This is a genomic window from Microbispora sp. NPDC004025 (assembly GCF_053604425.1).
In genome coordinates this window covers 1-17979 of sequence record NZ_JBSGHN010000010.1, presented here as the reverse complement: position 1 = coordinate 17979, position 17979 = coordinate 1, and the positions used below count along the sequence as shown (strand labels likewise).

Genomic DNA, 17979 nt, shown 5'->3' with positions numbered 1-17979 from the left:
CGCCTGCGGCTCGAAGTGGCATGCGCCAGGCACCGTGTCCACCCACTCGCTCGCTCACACCGCCTCCTCGGCCGGCGGGTCCGCCGGACTCGTGCCTCTTCCGCGTCTGACTCCGGACAGGGCGGCGGCCAGGTCCGCGCGGTCCACGAGCGCGGCGACGACAAGCCCCGCGACCATGGCCGTCAGCCCGGCCAGAGCGGCCGTCAGGAGACCGCCCCACGGACCCTCCCCCGCCAGGGGAAGCCGAGCGGCCGCCGCGCCCGCGAGGAAGCCCGCGCCCCCGCCCAGCAGGGCTGCCAGCCCGGCCCTCGTCACACCGTGGACGGCCCGCGCTCCCCGCGCCCGCACGACCGAGGCCAGCAGCAACGCGGCCCCCACCGTCATGCCGGCCGCCTGGCCGAGCGCGAGCCCGCCCAGACCCCAGCCGTCCGGCAGCACGAGGACGAACGCCACCTGGGCGACGGCCACGACCAGCCATCCGGCGACCTGCCCCCGGGCCGCCGCCCTGCCCTGCCCCCCGGCGTACAGCACCCGGCTGAGGTGGGCCACCAGGCCGTACCCGATCAGCCCCGGCGCGAACAGCGCGATCCCGCGGGCGAACTCGGCCGCGGCGACCTCGGTGTCCGCCTGGGCGAGGAAGACGTGGGCGAGCGGTCCCGCGATCGCGGCGAGCGCGCCGGCCGCCAGGCCGCAGACCAGCACGACCGCGCGCGTGGTCCGCGCCGCCAGCGCCGCGAAGCCCTCGCCGTCGGTCTGCGCCCGTGCGGCGAGCGCCGGGAACGCGCTGGTCGCGATGGGCACCGCCAGCACGGCGTACGGCACCTGATAGATCGCCCAGGCGTAGTTGTAGGCGGGCAGCGCGCCCCCGCCGACACGGTTGGCCACGGGGATCAGGATCGCCGCGGCGGCCTGCTGGGCGACCAGCGCGCTCAGCCCGGCCAGGGCGAGCCGCCGCACCTGTACGGCGACGCCGTCGGGGAAGCGGAGTGTGGGCCGCCACCGCAGGCCGAGCCGCCACGCGGGCCCGACCACGGTGACCACCAGAGCCAGCACGCCGAGCGTCGTACCCGCCGACAGCGCGATCTCCGCCGGTCCCGGCACCGTGGCGGGGTCCTTGTCGCCGCCGCTGAGCGGCCCGAAAGCCAGGTAGGCGATGATGACCACCACGCTCGACACCAATGGCGCCAGCGCCGGCCCCGAGAAGCGCCGGTGCGCCTGCAGCACGCCGTAGAGCACCACCGCCATGCCGTACAACGGGATCTGCGGCGCGAAGACGACCAGCATGCGCGCGGCCACGGCGCCCACCTGGCCGACGTCGCAGTGCTCCACCTCGGAGCCGACGAGCAGCCGCGCCACCGGCCCCGCGACCAGCGCGGTCAGCGCCGCGAGCGGCACCAGCAGCACGATCACCCAGGTCAGCAGCGCGGACGCGATCCGACCGACCTCCGCACGCGCCTCGCCGTCCGATCTGGCGGCGGCTCCCGCGAGCACCGGGACGACCATCCCGGCGAGCGCACCGCCCGCCACGACCTCGAAGACGATGTTCGGCACGCTGTTGGCCGAGTAGTAGGCGGTGGCCAGGCAGTTCGTGCCGACCGTGCGGGCGAACGCCAGTTGCTTGGCGAAGCCTGTCACCCGGGCCAGGACCGTGATGACCCCGATGAGGACCGCCGCCCCGGCGATCCCCGCCCCGAGCCGCCTAACCATGCCGCCTAACCATGCCGCCTAACCATGCCGCTTACCCACGCCGCTTACCCATGCCGATGCCATACGCCTCCGCGTACGGCCCTGGTCGTCCAGGTCACCCGCGCGGCCCCGACGTGCCGGGGGCTGCCTGCGGAGCGCGCCGGCCGAGCATGTCCAGGCGGTTGAGCACCCGGTTGCCGGCGATGACCTTGGTGAAGCTGACCTTCTCCGAGGCCGCGGTGAGAGCGGCGACGACACCGAGGGCGGCGATCCGGCCGGGCCTGCCCAGCCGTGCGGTGGCCGCCAGGCCGAGCAGCGCGCCGAGCGCGTTCGCTCCGGCGTCGCCGAGCATCGCCCGTTCGCCCAGGTCCTCGGGGAGCAGCGCCGCCGCCGCGCCCAGCGGAACGGCGGTCAGCGCGGCCGTCTGGCGGGAGCGCGGGCCGTACGGCGCCGCGACCGAGGCGGCCAGCAGAGGTGCCCCGGCGAGCAGACCGACCTTGATCGCGCGGCCGGGCCGCAGGTCGAACAGGTTGGCCAGGTTGGCGCTGCCGGCGATCAACGCGCCGTCGACGAGCGTGTCGAGAGACCGCGTCACCATGCCCCGGCCGTCGCGGGGGGCGAGCGCCGCCGCGGCGAGCCCGGTCGCGCCGATGCCGAGGATCTTGACCGCGCCGCTGGTCACCTCGCCGCGCGCGAGCGCGGCCAGGTGCCCCTTGAACCCCTTCGACGAGGTCGAGCCGAACAGGTCGTCGTACGCGCCGAGGACGCCGCTGCCCGCACCGGCGAGCACGGCCGCCGCGCGGGTCCGTACGGGCAGGCCGGGGGCGAGGGCGGAGGCAGCGACAGCGCCGGCGGCGAACGCCGGCCCCTCCAGCAGCGTGACCGGCTCGCCGCGGTGGTTGACCCGGGTCCAGTACTCGTCGGCGGTCTTCTCGTCGCCGATGGGCGGGCGGCGCCGGAACGCGGCGAAGGCGGCACGCGCGGCGACGGCGCCGAGCGCGGCGCCGACGGCGGCTCCGAGCGCCGCGGCGGCGCGGGTGCCGGCCTGGGAACGTGTGGCCACGGCTGTTGCCCTTCTCTCCGTTGGTGTGCCGGCCGGCGGCTCAGCCCCGGCTCGCCACCGGGGTGGGGGTCTGGCTGGGCGCGGTCACCGCGGGCTCGAACGCCGTCGCGCCGCTGCCGACGCCGTACGCGCCGGAACGGCCGGTCAGTTGCTCCCGCAGAGCGTAGACCACGACGACACGGCCCGCGGCGAAATCGACGGTGTCGACCGTCGAGACGGCGGAGGCCACGCCGCCGGTGTCGTGCAGGGCCGCGATGACCCCGCCCGTGCCGGACGCGGTGACGGTGCCCGCGAGGACGGTGCCGAGGGCGCCGGTGTCGAGCCCGGCCGCCACCGAGACGACCGCGTTCGTCTGCCGGTCGGCGTCCTCTCCCTCGTACGGCTGGGACGGCGCGAGCAGGATGGCCATCGTGGCGCGCTGCTCCGGATCGCCCTTCAGGGTCAGGAAGTCGCCGGCCTGGAAGGCCTCCAGCACACCGGTGGCCGCGGGGTTGGCCCGGCCCGCCTGCGCGCGGTCGTTGGTCACGATCGCACCGGCGAGCATCGCCGCGGCCTTGTCGTACGGCGTGGCCCCGTCGGGGAAGGCGGTGCCGGCCGGGGCGAGGTTGGTGGCCAGCCCGTCCACCACGTTCGCCTGCTCGGCGTCGGTGAACTTCTCGGTCAGGCTGACCCTGCCGCTGTAGACGGCGCCCGCGCTCGTCACGAGCTTCTCGATCGGGTCGCGCAGGGCGGCCGACGCGCCCGGAGCCTCGACGAGCACGACGCGCTCCCCGGCGAGCTGCCCGCGCACGAGCTCGGGCAGGTGGGTGGTGACCAGCGAGTCGCTGCCCTCCTCGCGGCTCTGCAGCTGCGAGATCTGGGCCAGGTTGCTCTCGTTGGCCTTCCGCAGTGACGCGGTCATCTCCTCGGCCGACTTGAAGAACGTGGGCTCGAGCACGGTGCTGCCCAGCACGATGCCGACCGTGAGCGCGAGGAAGATCGCCACGATCGAGACGAGGTGATAACGGAAATCGATCACGAGAAGAGTCCGACCAGCCAGAAGATGAAGCCGTTCCAGGCCACGCGCAGGCCGTTCAGCCAGACCTGGCCGATCGGCGACACCGAGAGCACGACGCCGATCGTGACCAGTGTGGTGGCCACGAGCAGCAGGAGGGAGGGCGTGGAGATCCGGCTGCGGTAGAGCCTGCTCACGCCCTTGGCGTCCACGAGCTTGCTGCCCACCCGCAGGCGGGTGAGGAACGTGCTCGCCGCGCCCGACCTGCCCTTGTCCAGGAACTCGTCGAGCGTCCAGTGGGTGCCGACCGCGACGATCAGCGTGGCGCCCTTGTCGTCGGCGAGGAGCATGGCGATGTCCTCGCTCGTCCCGGTCGCGGGGAACACGACCGCCTCCTGGCCGAGCTTGTGCACCCGCTCCAGCCCCGGAGCCCGCCCGTCGCGGTAGGCGTGGACGACCAGTTCGGCGCCGCAGCACAGCGCCTTCTGCGAGACGGAGTCGAAGTCGCCCACGATGATGTCGGGCACGTACCCCGCGTCGAGCAGCGCGTCCGCCCCGCCGTCCACGCCGATCAGCACCGGGCGGTACTCCCGGATGTACGGCCGCAGCGTGGCGATGTCCTCCTTGTAGTGGTAACCCCGCACCACGATGAGGGCGTGGCGATTCTCCAGGGAGGTGCGGATGTCGGGCACGCCGACTCCGTCGATCAGAAGGTCACGCTCGCGCCGGACGTACTCCATCGTGTTCGCGGCGAATGCCTCGATCTGGACGGCCAGGCCCGCGCGGGCCTCGGTCATCGCCGCCTCGACGCTCTCGGCGGTCTGCGGCTGCCCCTTGCCGATCAGTTCCTCGTCGAGGTAGACCATGCCCTCGTGGACGCGGATCACGTCACCGTCCGCGATCCGCTCGAACAGCTCCGGCGACGCGTTGTCGATCAGGGGAACGCCCGCGTCGATCAGGATCTGCGGCCCGAGGTTGGGGTAACGGCCGCTGATGCTCGCGGCGACGTTGACCACGGCCGCCACGCCGCACGCGACGAGAGCCTCCCCGCTGACCCGGTCGATGTCGACGTGATCGATAATCGCGATTTCCCCGGGCTTGAGGCGCTTGGTCAGCCTCTTCGTCCGCCTGTCGATTCTCGCCACTGCCGTCACCCCGGGAAGGCCGTCGGCCTTCCTGCGGCGGAGGCCCGGAACATTCAAGCTCGGGACCTTCATCATGACCATCCTGCCAGAGGCGGCGACCGCCACGCTTCCACACCCCACGGCTCGTCTGATTTCTCACTGCAAGTCAGGGATGTTGCCGAGGTGCGACGACCGGGGGCAGCCGGGGTCGACGCACACCTTCCGCGACGCCGTCCGACCCCCGTTCCTCGCCCCCTCGTTCCCGGGGCTTGACTGCTTCCCGGCGCGCCCCCATCGAAACGTCACCCCCGCGCACGCCCCGCCGAGTGTACGCCCCGGGCGGGCCGGGGACGCCTTCGGGGCGCATACGCTCAGCCGGGGCGCAGGTGCCCGCCACACGCCCCCGGGCCAGGCCACGCCCACCCCCGGGGCCGGCGCTCGGCACTCCGGGGCGCCGGTGCACGGCACTCAGCCGGCGGTGCGGCGGCCCGAACGTTTGGACCCGCCCGAGGACTGCTTCTCCCAGGCGGCCTTGTCGGCGGCGGCGATGGACAGCAGCTCGGCCGCGTGCGCCCGGCCGAGTTCGGAGTCCTCCAGGCCGGCGAGCATCCGCGCCAGCTCCCGCTCGCGACCGTCCCGGTCGAGGGTCACGACACCGCTGCGGACCACGCTGCCGTCGCTCGCCTTCTCGACCACGAGGTGCTGGTCGGCGAAGGCCGCCACCTGCGGCAGGTGGGTGACCACGATGACCTGCGCGGTCCTGGCGAGCTTGGCCAGCCGCCTGCCGATCTCCACGGCCGCCTTGCCGCCCACTCCGGCGTCGACCTCGTCGAACACGAACGTCGGCACAGGGTCGGCGCCGGCGAAGACCACTTCGATGGCGAGCATCACCCGGCTCAGCTCACCGCCCGAGGCGCCCTTGGTCAGCGGCAGCGGCGGCGCGCCGGGATGCGAGGCCAGCCGGAGCTCGACCTCGTCCACGCCGTGCGGGCCGAAGCCCTCCGTGGCGGTGATCTCCACGCTCACCCGGGCGTGCGGCATGGCGAGCGCGGTCAGCTCCTCGGTCACCGCCCGGCCGAACCGTTCGGCCGCGGCGGCGCGGATGGCGGTCAGCTCACCGGCCAGCTCGCCCAGCCGCTCGGTGAGCTCGCCGTGCTCCCGTGTCAGCTCCTCGATGCGCTCGTCGTCGCCCTCGAGCTCCGACAGCCGCTCGGCGGCCCGCTGCGCCCAGGCGAGGACGGCCGAGACGTCCTCGCCGTACTTGCGCATGAGGCCGTTCAGCGCCGCCCTGCGCTCCTGCACCGCCGCGAGCCGCGCCGGGTCGGCCTCGACCGACTCGGCGTACGCGGCCAGCTCGGTGGCCACGTCGGAGACCAGGTAACCGGCCTCGGCCAGGCGGTCTGCGAGACCGGCGAGCGCGGGATCGAAGTCGCGCACCGACTCCACGGCCGCCTTTGCGTGGCCGAGCAGCGACACGGCGTCCTGCACGTCCTGCGCGCCCGACATCGGATCCCCGAGCAACGCCGTGTGCGCGGTCGTGGCGGCGGTGCGCAGCGCGTCGGCGTGGGAGAGCCGCTCGGCCTCCTCCTTCAGCTCGGCGTCCTCCCCCGGCCGGGGCTCCAGTTTCTCGATCTCCTCCAGGCCGAACCGCAGCACGTCGGCCTCCTGCGTCCGCTCCCTGGCCTTGACGGTCAGCTCGTGGAGCAGCTCGCCCACCTGCTTGTGCCGCTTGTACGCCTGCTCGTAGGCCCGCAGGGGCTTGATCAGCTCGTCTCCGGCGTAGCGGTCGAGCGCCGCCCGCTGCCTGCCGGGCTGCAGCAGCCGCTGCTGGTCCATCTGGCCGTGCACGGCCACGAGGTCGTCGGCGATGTAGGTCAGCGTGCCCACCGGCACGGCACGGCCGCCCAGCCAGGCGCGGGAGCGGCCCTCGGCGGAGACCGACCGGGAGATGATGAGCTGCCCGTCCTCGACCTCGCCGCCGACGTCGGCGACCTGCTGGGCCACGCGGCCCCCCGGCTCGATGACGAGCGTGCCCTCGATCGTGGCCTTGTCGGCGCCGGGCCGGACCCTGGCCGGGTCGGCCCGCCCTCCGAACAGCAGGCCGAGGCCGGTGACGACCATCGTCTTGCCGGCTCCCGTCTCACCCGTGACGACGGTGAATCCCGGTGACAGCTCCAGGATGGCTTCGTCGATCACGCCGAGCCCCTGGATGCGGACCTCCTCGACCCGTGGCCGCACTGGTCCCTCCCGTTTTGCCGACCGAACTCGCCAGAGATCCTACGCGTAACTCGTCAAGATTTTCGAGGACGGCGTGTCCGTCCCGCGGCCCGAACGAGAATCTGTGGACACGAAATGCCTGCTCATCCGGCATATCGCCACCAACCGCCACACTGCGCTGTGGACCGCGGCGCCTTCACGGTCAGCCGGAGCGCACCCGGCCTCGCCAGCCCTGCACCGGCAGGCCGAACTTCGCCACCAGACGGTCGGTGAAGGGAGCCCCGGTGGCCTCCACGCCGAGCAGTCGGGCCAGCCGCACCGGCACCTCACCCCTGCGGACCTCCACCCGGGCGCCGGGCGGGATGTCGAAGCGGCGGCGCCCGTCGCACCACAGCACGCCGGCGCTGGTGTCGGGAAGGATCTCCAGCGCGAGCGTGGACTTCGGTGACACCACCATCGGCCGGGCGAACAGGGCGTGGGCGCTGTTGGGCACGAGGAGCAGCGCCTCCACCTCGGGCCAGACCACCGGGCCGCCCGCCGAGAACGCGTACGCCGTCGACCCGGTGGGGGTCGCGCAGATCACACCGTCGCACCCCCAGCGCGACAGCGGGCGGCCGTCGATCTCCGCCACGACCTCCAGCATGCGGTCCTTCTTCTCGACCGACGCCTCGTTGAGCGCCCAGGTGCGGGCGAGCACCGAGCCGTTGAGGCGCACGACGACCTCGACCGTCATGCGCTTTTCGACCTCGTAGCTGCCCTCGACCACCCGGTCCACCACGGACGTCAGGTCCTCCACCTCCGCCTCGGCGAGGAAGCCCACATGGCCCAGGTTCACGCCGAGCAGCGGCACCGCGGCCGGACGGGCCAGCTCGGCCGCGCGCAGCAGCGTGCCGTCACCGCCCAGGACGATGATCAGCTCGGCCCCGTCGAGCGCCGCCCCGTTCTCCGGGACGACCTCCGCGTGGACGCGGCCGAGTTCCGCCGCCTCCTCGTCGAGCACCCGGACGTTGATGCCCGCCTCGATCAGCCGTTCCACGACCAGGCGGGCGCTGCGCACGGCCGCCTCCCGGCCCGTGTGCGCCGTCACCAGGACGGTCCTCTTGGCGTCCGTCCGGTCGCCCGCCGCGCCGCCCGTGCTCATCGCGTTCATCGTCTCCACGCCTCGCCGCCCGCGCTCATCGGGGGCCCTCCGCGACCGCCGTGTCGACGGCGGTGTCCACGTCGGGCACGGGCTCGTGCCCCTGCCCCTTCCCGAGCCACAGCACGTATTCCACGTTTCCGGACGGTCCCGGCAACGGGCTCGCCGTCACGCCCTTGACCGTCAGGCCCAGCGAGCGCGCCGACGCCGCGACGTCCCGCACCGCCTGCGCCCGCAGGGCCGGGTCGCGTACGACGCCTCCCGCCCCCACGCGCTCCTTGCCGACCTCGAACTGAGGTTTCACCAGCATCGCGAACTCCGCCACCTCGGCCGCGCAGCCCACCAGAGCCGGCAGGACGAGCCGGAGGGAGATGAAGGACAGGTCCCCGACGATCAACGTCGGCGGCTCGCCCACCATCTCCGGAGTCAGGTCGCGGACGTTGACCCGCTCCATCACCGTCACCCGCTCGTCGGTGCGCAACGACCAGGCGAGCTGGCCGTAGCCCACGTCGACCGCGAGCACGTGGGCGGCGCCGTGCCTGAGCAGCACGTCGGTGAAGCCGCCGGTGGAGGCTCCCGCGTCGAGGCATCGGCGCCCCTCGACGCGCAGCCCCTCGAACGCGCGCAGCGCGCCGAGCAGCTTGTGCGCGCCCCTGGACACGTAGTCCGGGCCCTCCGCCGCCTCGGCGACCACGATGGGTGCGGCGGTGTCCACCTGGGTGGCCGCCTTGCCCGCCACCTGGCCTCCGACACTGACCCGGCCCGCCTCGATGAGCTGGACCGCCTGCTCCCTGGAACGGGCGAGCCCTCGGCGCACGAGCTCGCTGTCCAGCCGGACGCGCTTCACCGCACCCGTCCCGCCGCGCAGTCGCGTGCCGGGTACGTCCGGCTCCCGGCGACCGCGGCCGCTCTCGTGACGCTCACCGGTCGCTCTCTTCGCCGCCGCCGAGTACGGGCTGCGGTCCCCCGGCATCCTCCACGGACGCGAGCACCGCTTCGAGACCGGCCAGGACCCGCTCGAAGACGCCCACGTGCTCGGACACCGGCACGTGAGCCAGCCGTCCGAGAGGCGACAACGCGGCCTGCACGCCGTCGGCGCCCGAGGCGAGGTGTTCCCCGGCCGCGATACCGCTGTCCGTCATGGTCCCTTCCTGCTGCGCCTGACCGCCATGATCCCCCACGCGCGGCGTCTCGCTCGCGCCGGGGCTTGGGCCCGTGCTTCCGCCGGGACCGGGCCCCGGACGTGCCGTACGCGCACGCGGCCCATGCCGCGGCGGTCCCCCTTGCGGGCCGCGACGGCGCTGGTCGCCTCGACGCTATCGGACGCCACCGACGATCGTGCGCCATCCGGCCGTTCGGCGGGAGACGGCGAGACATTCCCTCCCGTGGTCTCACCCCCCTCGGGGCCGTTGCCGTTCCGTGACCCGGCGCGGATTTCGCGCCGCCCGCCGGTGGAAAGCTACTGTCGGTAGGTAGAGGGGAAATCACATCGTCGACTGGTGATCCGCGCACGGCACGAGGAGAAGCGGTTCACGAGGAGACACGGTCCGAAGGAGAGAGGCAGGCGCATGGCGACCGTCGAGGAATGCCGGGCGGCGCTGGACAAGCTCGTCAAGCAGTTCGACGAGATCAGCGAGGAGGACCGTGCCAAGCACGTGGTCGAACGCCGGCTGGCCTGCCGGATCTCCGATCTCGGCGTGACGTTCTACGGCCGCCTTCACCGGAACGGGCTTGACCCCTTCAAGGAGGTGCCCCCGGAGGACGGGCGGCCCGCCGAGGTCAAGCTGACGCTCAAGAGCGAGGATCTGGTCTCGATGGTGAACGGCGAACTCGACATGGGCCGCGCGCTGCTCGGCGGCCGGGTCAAGATCGACGCCAGCCTCGGCGATCTGCTGCGCCTGCGCAAGCTCCTCTGACCGCTCACGCGCGTACCCGCCAAGCCGACCATGGATCGTGGGACGCGCCGTCCCCCGGCGGCCGGGCTCGAAGCGGCGGGCCGGGAGCGAGCGGCGGCCGTCACCTCGTGAACGGCCGCCCCGGCGGGCGACCCACCCGGTCACCGCGTGCAGCAGTGACCCCGTGCAGCAGTGGCCGCGTACAGCAGTGGCCGCGTGAAGCGATGAGCCGGCACCCGAACCCGTGCCACTCGTCATGGCCTTGACCCCGCTCACCACCTGCAGCAGTGATCGCACAAGGAAGCGGCCCCGCGAAGCGGCGAGCCGACACTTGAGACCGCGCACGGCCGCCGTTCTTGGGCCCCGGTCAGTTGCCGAGCGACGCGAGGGCGCCCTTGACCGCGTCCTCGTCCGCCTGACCGTCCCCTGCGGCTTCCCACGTGGCGGCGCACGCGGCGCGCAGCCCCTCGACCGGGTCGCCCTCCCCGGTCAGCACGAGCTTCCCGTCCTGCCAGGCGGCCGTCCATCCGCCGCAGGTCCAGCCGCCCGAACCCCGCCGTACGGGAACCACGGGCGCGTGCAGGCCGGACAGGTCGGCGGCGATGTGGGTGGGCCGGTGCCGGGGAGCGGCGGTGAGCACGTCGAGCGGGCCCGCGACGCCGGTCAGCACGAGCAGGCTGTCGACGCCGGCCCGGGTCGCGCCCTCGATGTCGGTGTCGAGCCTGTCGCCCACGATCAGCGGCCGTTCGGCGCGGGTGCGGATCATCGACTCGCGATGCAGCGGCGGCTCCGGCTTGCCCGCGACCACGGGCTCTACACCCGTGGCGGTGGCGATCACGCGGCTCATCGCCCCGTTCCCGGGCTGTTCGCCCCGGCCTGTCGGCATCGTCGTATCGCCGTTGGCCGCGACGAACCAGGCTCCCCGACGTACGGCGAGCGCCCCCTCGGACAGCAGCCCGTAGGACAGGTTCTCGGCGATGCCCTGCACCACGGCGGCAGGAGCGTCCAAGGCCGACGTGACGGGACGCAGGCCGTGCTCCCGCAGCGCCATCCGCAGTCCCATGCCGCCCACGACCAGGACGGCCGACCCCACCGGCACGTGCTCCGCGATCAGGCGGGCCGCCGCCTGGGCGGATGTGACCACATCCTCCGGGGCGGCCGGCACGCCCAGATGATTGAGGTGCTGTGCGATCGCCCCCGGTGTGCGGCTCGCGTTGTTCGTCACGAACGCGAGCCGCACGCCCAGGTCCCGAGCCTTCACCAGCGCCTCGGGGGCACCGGGGACCGCCTGTTTTCCGAGATAGACGACACCGTCGAGGTCCAGCAACAGCGTGTCGTAGGCGTCCGCGAGAGTGCCGGTGATTTCTGACATGGCGGAAGTATGGCCTACGGTCACGCACGCCTCGCCCGCAGCGTGGCCCGGACCTGCTTGAGCGCGGACACGTAGTGCCGGAGGTCGGGGCGCATCGCCACCGCCACCGCGAGCGGCTCCTGCGCTCCCTCGACGTCTCCGCTGCGCCACAGCGACAGGCCCAGACCGAAGTAGGCGTAGTCCTCGGCGGGATTGGCGTCGACGATCCAGCGGAAACTACCCGCGGCCTCGTCGTATCGCTTCGAGTTGAACTGGGCGCGGGCGAGGGCCTCGCGGATGCTGCGCGAGTCGGGCTCGGCCCGTGCGGCGTGCTCCAGAATCGCCGCGGCCGCGGCCGGGCTGCCCTCCTCGAGCAGCCTCATGCCGCGCTGGAACCACTCGTAGACACCACCGGAAGGCGTACCGCCCGGATCATTGGAAGAAGCAGAAGCCTCGTTTCGTCCTTCGATCATCGGGTAAGCCCTCCTGCACTCCGATTTCGCTAGCAACCGGGCACCGCAGCGTCGGGGAGTCCGGGCACTTATGGCAACATGCCCGGTATGGAGAGTTCTGAACGGGCGGGACTGGTGCTACGTCCGTTCCACGGCGTCCGATACGCGGTGGACGACCTGGCCGCTGTCACCTCCCCGCCGTATGACCTCATCTCCCCTGAGGAACTGCGGGAACTGCTCAGTCGTCATGCGAACAACGTCGTGCGCCTGATCCTTCCCGGAATCAGCCACTACGGCGAGGCGAGCGCCGCCCTGGGCGAGTGGCTCGCCGAGGGAGTGCTGGCGGTCGACTCCCTGCCCGGCCTGTACGTGTACGAGCAGAGCGGGGTCGGTTTCCTGCAGCGGGGCCTGATCGGCGGCGTGGGGGTCGGGTCGGCCTCGATCCTCCCGCACGAGAACGTGCTGCCGGAGCCCGTCGCCGACCGGCTCGCCCTGATGCGGGCCACGCAGGCCAACTTCGAGCCGATCTTCCTGTTGTACGAGGGCGGCGGCACCGCCTCCCGGCTCGTCGACGACGTGGCGACACAGCGATTCCCCCTGGTGGACGTCCGGACCCGTGAGGGCGTGCACCACCGGCTCTGGGCGGTGACCGATGTCCACGAGATCGACGCCGTGGCGGAGGACCTGCGCGATCGCCAGGCGCTCATCGCCGATGGTCACCACCGTTACGCCACCTACGAGGCGCTGCAGAAGGACCACATCGGCCCCGGGCCCTGGGACTACGGCCTGGCGTATCTGGTCGATTCCACGGTCTATCCCCCCGATCTCAGGGCCATCCACCGGGTCATTCCCGGGCTGCCCCTGCAGGAGGCCGCCGCCCGGGCCAAGGGCGCCTGGCAGGTCCACGAGTTCCCCCTGGTCGAGGACGCCCTCGCGGGTCTCGCCACGGCGACCGGCCCCGCCTTCGTGCTCGCCGGCGACGGCCCCGCCCACTTGCTGACGGATCCGGACCCGCTGCAGGTCGAGCACGCCATGCCGTCCGAGCAGTCCGCGCGGTGGCGGATGCTCGACACCTCGATCCTCACGGCGTTCCTCCTGCCCAAGGTGTGGGGGATCACCGACAGCGAGCAGTCGGTGATGGTCGTGCACCACGACGCCCTCGCCGCCGTGGACAAGGCGCGCCGGGTCGGCGGAACGGCGGTGCTGCTGAATCCGCTGTCCACGGAGGACGTCCTCACGGTCGCGGCGCAGGGCGAACGGGTGCCGCGCAAGTCGACCTCGTTCGGCCCCAAGCCCAGGACGGGGCTGGTCATGCGGACCTTCGCGACTGACTGACCACCTCGCCGGCGGGCTGCCCGGAGTCGGCGACGCGCTGATCGCAGGACGACGGCGCGGGAGACACCACGACCTGCCCGCCGGGAGACCCCGGAAGGTCTGCGGGCTGAGCCGCACCGCCGGAGGACGCTTCTGCGGCCTCGCCGCGTCCGACGGCCTCGCGGGCATCAGTGGCCGCAGCCCCGGCATCTGCCCGAGCCGCCGCAGCTCCGGCATGTGCGTGAGCCGCCCCAGCCGCGGCATCTGCCTGAGCGGTCTCAAGGGTGGCGTCCCCAGCCGCGGCGCCCCCGGTGGTGGTGTCCCCGATGGCGGTGTCGTCACCGGCGCGGGGAGCCCTCCTGCGCCGTCTCCGGGCGGGTACGGCCGGCTCAACGCGGCGCGCCCTGCGAACCTCGATCTCGTAGCGACTGCCGCCCCGCCACCAGCGGCGGCGCAACGCGCCTTCCACCTCGACCAGATCATCGAGCCGCCACCCGGCCAGCATGTCGCGCACCCCGTCGTCGAACGTCGCGCACTCGATCGCGTCGGACCGCTGGAAGCCCGGCCGGCCTCCGGGCCTGCGGACCGCGAGGCGCCACTGTGTCAGCAGGGCTCCGCTCGAAAGTTCCCGGTGCGCCGGCTCCATGGACAGCCGCCCCGCGAGCGTCACCTCGTTGCGGTGCATGTGATCTCCTCTCTGCCTCGGAGATCACTGTGCGTGACCAGGTTGGGCCGGCGACTCTCTGAATGCCATTCTGTGGATACCGGTTCTAGTTACAGGAGTGGACTGTGGACAACGTGACTCCACTCGGCGGCGACGTCTACGAGATCGACACGCGGATGGCGGGCTATTCCGGCATCACCGCCGGCTACCTGATCCTCGGCGACCGTCCGTGCCTGGTCGAGACGGGCACCTCGACCTCGGCTCCCGTGGTCAGGGACGCTCTGTCGTCCCTCGGGGTCGGACCGGACGATCTCGCGACCGTCGTGGTGACCCACATTCACCTGGATCACGCGGGCGGCGTGGGAGACATCGCGAACTACTACCCGTCCGCGGAGATCGTCGTCCACGAGAAGGGCGCCCGCCACCTCGCCGACCCGTCCCGGCTCATGGCGAGCGCCAAGATGGTCTGGGGCGACAAGCTCGACGTACTGTTCGGCACTCTCGCGCCCACCGACGCGGCCCGCATCCGTGCCCTGGGCGACACCGGGACGATCGACCTTGGCAACGGCCGCACCCTGGCGAGCCACTACTCCCCCGGTCACGCCAAGCATCATGTGGGCCTGCTGGACTCGCTCACGGGGGACCTTTACGTCGGCGACGCCGCGGGCGTCTATCTGCCCGAGACCGGAGACCTCCGGCCTGCCACGCCGCCGCCGGACTTCGACCTCGACGTCGCCCTCGACTCGATAGCGCTGTTCACGGCGCTGAAACCGCAGCGGCTGCTGTTCAGCCATTACGGACCCGTGGAGGACGTGCCCACGACCCTCGAACGGTCTGCCGAGGAACTCCGGCTCTGGGTGGACCTCACGAAGCGGGCCAGAGCCGAGGGCCTCGACCTCGACCACGCCGTCGCGATGGTGCGCGACCGGACGCGGGAGCGGTACGCCGCGCTGCGCGCCGACGCGGCCACCGCCGAGCAGTTCGAACTGCTGAGCGGCGCGCCGTCGAACGTCGCGGGAATCATGCACTGGCTGGACCGCACCCCGCGCTGACCTCGGCATCTCAGTCGGAGGCAGAGGCTGGGCGGCGCTTCTTGGGCAAAAGGAAACGGGCGCCGCCAAGGCGACGCCCGTTCGAACAGCTCAGGGCTGGCGCTTCACCCGATCCTCGGAGTCCTCCGGATCATCGAGCACGTCGCCGAAGTTCGGTTCGATGAACGCGGGGCCGTAGGACGGCCCGCTCTCCTTCTCCGAAGCCCGGTCGGTCTCGGCGGCACCGGGTGCCTCCTCTGCGGCCGAGGACGTCACAGGCGTGGGCGCGTCCTCGTCCGCCGGGTTGTCGTCCGCGGGCTCACCCGCCGGGACGACCTCACCGGAAGAGTCGCCGGAGGAGTCGCCGGAGGGGTCGCCGCCGGGGATGCCGGTCTGGTCTTCCTCGTCCTCGACGGTCCCCGCGATGTCCTCGTCGCCGATCTCCTCCTCGTCTTCCTCCTCGTCGTCGAGAAGGTCGTCGAGGATGTCGCCGCCCTCGGGAGCGGACTCGTCGTGGTCCTCCTCCAGGTCCTCGATGAGTCCGCCGGTCAGCTCCGCGTAGCGGTCGGCCGCGTCGGTCTCGCCGTCCTCGTCGAACGCCATCGCGCGGGCGAACCAGTCGGTCGCCGCCTCCTCGTGGCCCGCGTCGGCCAGGGCGTCCGCGTACGCGAAAGCCAGCCGTGCCGACCAGGGCTTGGGCTGCGGGTCGCGCAGTTCCGGAACCCGCTGCAGCGTGATGACAGCGGCGTCGTGCTGGCCGAGGTCACGACGGGCCCCGGACTCCACGATGGCCAGCTCGATCCGGCCCGCGCGGTCCAGCCGTTCGGCCTCACGAGACCGGACGAGGTCGAGCGCCCGTTCGGGCCGTCCAAGGCCGCGCTCGCAGTCCGCCATGATCGGCAGGTACTCGTCCGAGCCGGTGATCCGCCTCGCGGCGCGAAGGTCGCCCAGCGCCTCGGCGTACTGACCCGCGTGGTAGGCGGCGATGCCGGTGGCCTCACGGACCACGCCGATCCTGCCCGCGAAGCGGCGGGCCACCTTGGCGTGCTCGTACGCCTTTTCCGGCTCCTCCGCCGTCAGCGCACGGGCGGCCGCCACCAGGTGGCTGGCCACGAGGTCCGCAAGGTCGTTCGGCAACGAGCGGAGCTCCGCACGTGCCTCCCGATCCAGTTCGTCCGGCGTGATGTCCGGCTCCAGCGGGGGGATCTCCTCGCGGGTCCTCGGCCTGCTCGGCTCGTCCGGCCTGCCGTAGCGCGCCCGGCTGCCGCCCCGGTCGTCACGACTGAAGGGACGCGCCCCGCCGCGGTCGCCACCATAGGACCTGGACTCGTCACGATCTCTGCCGAAGGGACGGCCACCGCGGTCACCGCCGGACTCGCGTCGCGGCCGATCACCCGAACCAGGCGCACGCCCACGGAAGGTCCGAGTCCCTTCCCCCCGGTCACCGCCGGAACGCCTGTCGTCGCGGTCGCGGAAGGACCCGCCAGGCCTGTCCCCCGACGTACGGCGTGGCCTGTCACCGAAGGAGGAGTCCCGGTCACGGTAGCGGTCACCGCCGCCCGCGTCCTGCCGGTCAGCGTAGGAACGCCTGGGCCTGTCCTCGCCGCCTCTGGAGTCGCGGTCGCCGAACGGACGCCGCGGCCGATCTCCTCCGCCGAATCCTCGATCCGGGCCCCGGTCGCCGCCTCGGTCGCCGTAGGGACGCCGGGGACGGTCCGGGCGTTCGTTGCCCCTGCCACCCCTGTCGTCACGGCCGTAACCGCGCTCCTGGTCCGGACGTCGCGGCGGGCGACTGCCGGACCCGTCACGATCATCGCGCTCGTACCGAGGGGTGTAGGAACGGCCTTCCCGGCTCTCCCGGCCCTCGCGACTGTCGCGGCTGTCGCGCTCGCGGAAGCCGTACCGTCCGCCGAAGCCGCCGCCCTGGCGCTGGGGACGGTCTCCGTACCCTCCGCCTTCCCGACGATCGGTGCGGCGCTCGCCGTACGGCCGGCTGCCGCGGTCATCGGACCGGAACGGGCGGCCTCCGCCCCGCTCCTCGCGGTCGCGGAAGCCCTGGCCCCCGCGGGAGTCGTCGCGGTCCGCATAGGAGCGGCGCGGTCGATCGGTCCGAGAGGCGTCCCTGTCCTGGTAGGTGCGATCCCGCCGTCCCTCGAACCCGCCGGCGCCGCGCGGCCGGTCGCCGCGGTCGAAGCTCCGCCCCCCGTCGCGGTCGCGGTACCCACCGCGATCATCGGTACGGCCGCCCGCCCGGTTCTCGGTGCCGAAGGGACGGCGACCGCGGTCGTCCCGGTCACGGTAGCCGCCACCCCTTTCGCGATCCCCGTAGGAGCCGGTCGTCCTGCCATCGCGATCGCGTGAACCGAACCGTCCACCGGACGGACCGCCCTGGTCGCGAGAGCCGCGCCTGTCGGAATGGAACGGGCGCTCGCCGCGCTCGCCGCGGTCGCTGCGGAAGCCTTCTCGCCGCTCTCCATAACGACCGCCGAAGCCGCCGCTTCCTCCGTTACCGCGGAACCCTCCGGCGCGCTCGCCCCGGTCCCTGCTCTCTTCGCGGTTGTCTCCGCCACGGCCCGCGCCGTCGCGCCCGTCTTCTCTGTTCACTTCTGTCCTCTGTTGCTTGCTCACCGCGTCCGGTTCGCCGGCCGCAGGGCTCTGTCTTCCCGAAGTCCTGGACTATTGGGGATCCACCCCATACCCGATGAGTTGCAGGGAAGACTCGTTGTTTCGCCGCAGGTCCGCTGAGATCGCGTCCGCCGCAGCCTTCGCTTCTCGTCCGATGCGACGAAGGCCACCCGTGGGGTGGCCCGGCACTGCCAGCCTAGCGCGCCGTCACTACCACCCGGGCCTCTATGGGGCTTTCGCTCCCGTCCACCAGGTCTACCTGGCGTGGGGCGGCGACATGACTCAAAACAAAAAAGGGGCCACCCCATGCGGGGTGACCCCTTTTTCAACGATTGTCCGGCGGTGTCCTACTCTCCCACACCGTCCCCGGTGCAGTACCATCGGCGCTGGCAGGCTTAACTTCCGGGTTCGGAAAGTAACCGGGT

The 17979-nt window shown here is 72.7% G+C and carries 15 protein-coding genes and 1 rRNA gene; 3 read left to right on the top strand and 13 right to left on the bottom strand.

Going from position 1 to position 17979, the window contains the following annotated elements; translation table 11 throughout:
* Window positions 1-54 precede the first annotated feature (54 nt).
* The 8 genes from murJ to ACWEQG_RS23665 form a co-directional block, all read right to left on the bottom strand.
* Window positions 55-1707: a murein biosynthesis integral membrane protein MurJ gene (gene murJ, locus ACWEQG_RS23700; RefSeq protein WP_452287804.1), complete on the bottom strand. Its 1653-nt coding sequence runs from the start codon at window positions 1705-1707 to the stop codon at window positions 55-57.
* A 94-nt stretch (window positions 1708-1801) separates the two neighbouring features.
* Complete coding sequence (locus tag ACWEQG_RS23695) at window positions 1802-2749, bottom strand: hypothetical protein (RefSeq protein ID WP_452287802.1); 948 nt, start codon at window positions 2747-2749, stop codon at window positions 1802-1804.
* 40 nt (window positions 2750-2789) lie between these two features.
* Window positions 2790-3767: a copper transporter gene (locus ACWEQG_RS23690; protein ID WP_452287800.1), complete on the bottom strand. Its 978-nt coding sequence runs from the start codon at window positions 3765-3767 to the stop codon at window positions 2790-2792.
* Window positions 3764-4960, bottom strand: coding sequence for a putative cytokinetic ring protein SteA (gene steA, locus ACWEQG_RS23685; protein ID WP_452288199.1), 1197 nt, complete (start codon window positions 4958-4960; stop codon window positions 3764-3766). The genes ACWEQG_RS23690 and steA overlap by 4 nt, the downstream gene beginning before the upstream one ends.
* Window positions 4961-5335: 375 nt before the next feature.
* Window positions 5336-7105, bottom strand: coding sequence for a DNA repair protein RecN (gene recN, locus ACWEQG_RS23680; protein ID WP_452287798.1), 1770 nt, complete (start codon window positions 7103-7105; stop codon window positions 5336-5338).
* A 181-nt stretch (window positions 7106-7286) separates the two neighbouring features.
* On the bottom strand, window positions 7287-8225 hold the full coding sequence (locus ACWEQG_RS23675) for an NAD kinase (RefSeq protein ID WP_452288197.1): 939 nt from the start codon (window positions 8223-8225) through the stop codon (window positions 7287-7289).
* 34 nt (window positions 8226-8259) lie between these two features.
* Window positions 8260-9069 (bottom strand): TlyA family RNA methyltransferase, encoded by an 810-nt coding sequence (locus ACWEQG_RS23670; RefSeq protein WP_452287796.1) that lies wholly within the window; start codon window positions 9067-9069, stop codon window positions 8260-8262.
* 73 nt (window positions 9070-9142) lie between these two features.
* The gene (locus tag ACWEQG_RS23665; protein ID WP_452287794.1) at window positions 9143-9364 is read right to left on the bottom strand and encodes a hypothetical protein; all 222 of its coding nucleotides are present in this window, start codon (window positions 9362-9364) and stop codon (window positions 9143-9145) included.
* A gap of 426 nt (window positions 9365-9790) precedes the next feature.
* Between ACWEQG_RS23665 and ACWEQG_RS23660 the strand changes: the two genes are divergently transcribed.
* A complete protein-coding gene (locus ACWEQG_RS23660) occupies window positions 9791-10138 on the top strand; it encodes an SCP2 sterol-binding domain-containing protein (RefSeq protein ID WP_452287792.1) in 348 nt (115 codons plus the stop codon).
* Between the two features lie 346 nt (window positions 10139-10484).
* Here the strand turns inward: ACWEQG_RS23660 and ACWEQG_RS23655 are convergent, their stop codons facing one another.
* The gene (locus tag ACWEQG_RS23655) at window positions 10485-11489 is read right to left on the bottom strand and encodes an HAD-IIA family hydrolase (RefSeq protein ID WP_452287790.1); all 1005 of its coding nucleotides are present in this window, start codon (window positions 11487-11489) and stop codon (window positions 10485-10487) included.
* A 20-nt stretch (window positions 11490-11509) separates the two neighbouring features.
* Window positions 11510-11941: a tetratricopeptide repeat protein gene (locus tag ACWEQG_RS23650; RefSeq protein WP_346228895.1), complete on the bottom strand. Its 432-nt coding sequence runs from the start codon at window positions 11939-11941 to the stop codon at window positions 11510-11512.
* A gap of 87 nt (window positions 11942-12028) precedes the next feature.
* On the opposite strand from ACWEQG_RS23650, the gene ACWEQG_RS23645 reads away from it, so the two are divergent.
* On the top strand, window positions 12029-13255 hold the full coding sequence (locus ACWEQG_RS23645) for a DUF1015 family protein (RefSeq protein ID WP_452287788.1): 1227 nt from the start codon (window positions 12029-12031) through the stop codon (window positions 13253-13255).
* On the opposite strand, the gene ACWEQG_RS23640 is transcribed toward ACWEQG_RS23645, so the two are convergent.
* Complete coding sequence (locus ACWEQG_RS23640) at window positions 13230-13919, bottom strand: hypothetical protein (protein WP_452287786.1); 690 nt, start codon at window positions 13917-13919, stop codon at window positions 13230-13232. The two genes, ACWEQG_RS23645 and ACWEQG_RS23640, sit on opposite strands and share 26 nt — an antisense overlap.
* Window positions 13920-14023: 104 nt before the next feature.
* On the opposite strand from ACWEQG_RS23640, the gene ACWEQG_RS23635 reads away from it, so the two are divergent.
* Complete coding sequence (locus ACWEQG_RS23635) at window positions 14024-14950, top strand: MBL fold metallo-hydrolase (protein WP_363471370.1); 927 nt, start codon at window positions 14024-14026, stop codon at window positions 14948-14950.
* 90 nt (window positions 14951-15040) lie between these two features.
* On the opposite strand, the gene ACWEQG_RS23630 is transcribed toward ACWEQG_RS23635, so the two are convergent.
* Together ACWEQG_RS23630 and rrf are read right to left on the bottom strand one after the other, a co-directional pair.
* Entirely contained in the window at window positions 15041-16066 is a 1026-nt protein-coding gene (locus tag ACWEQG_RS23630) for a hypothetical protein (protein ID WP_452287784.1), read from the bottom strand.
* 1822 nt (window positions 16067-17888) lie between these two features.
* Window positions 17889-17979, bottom strand: a 5S ribosomal RNA gene (gene rrf / locus ACWEQG_RS23625); the annotation flags it as partial.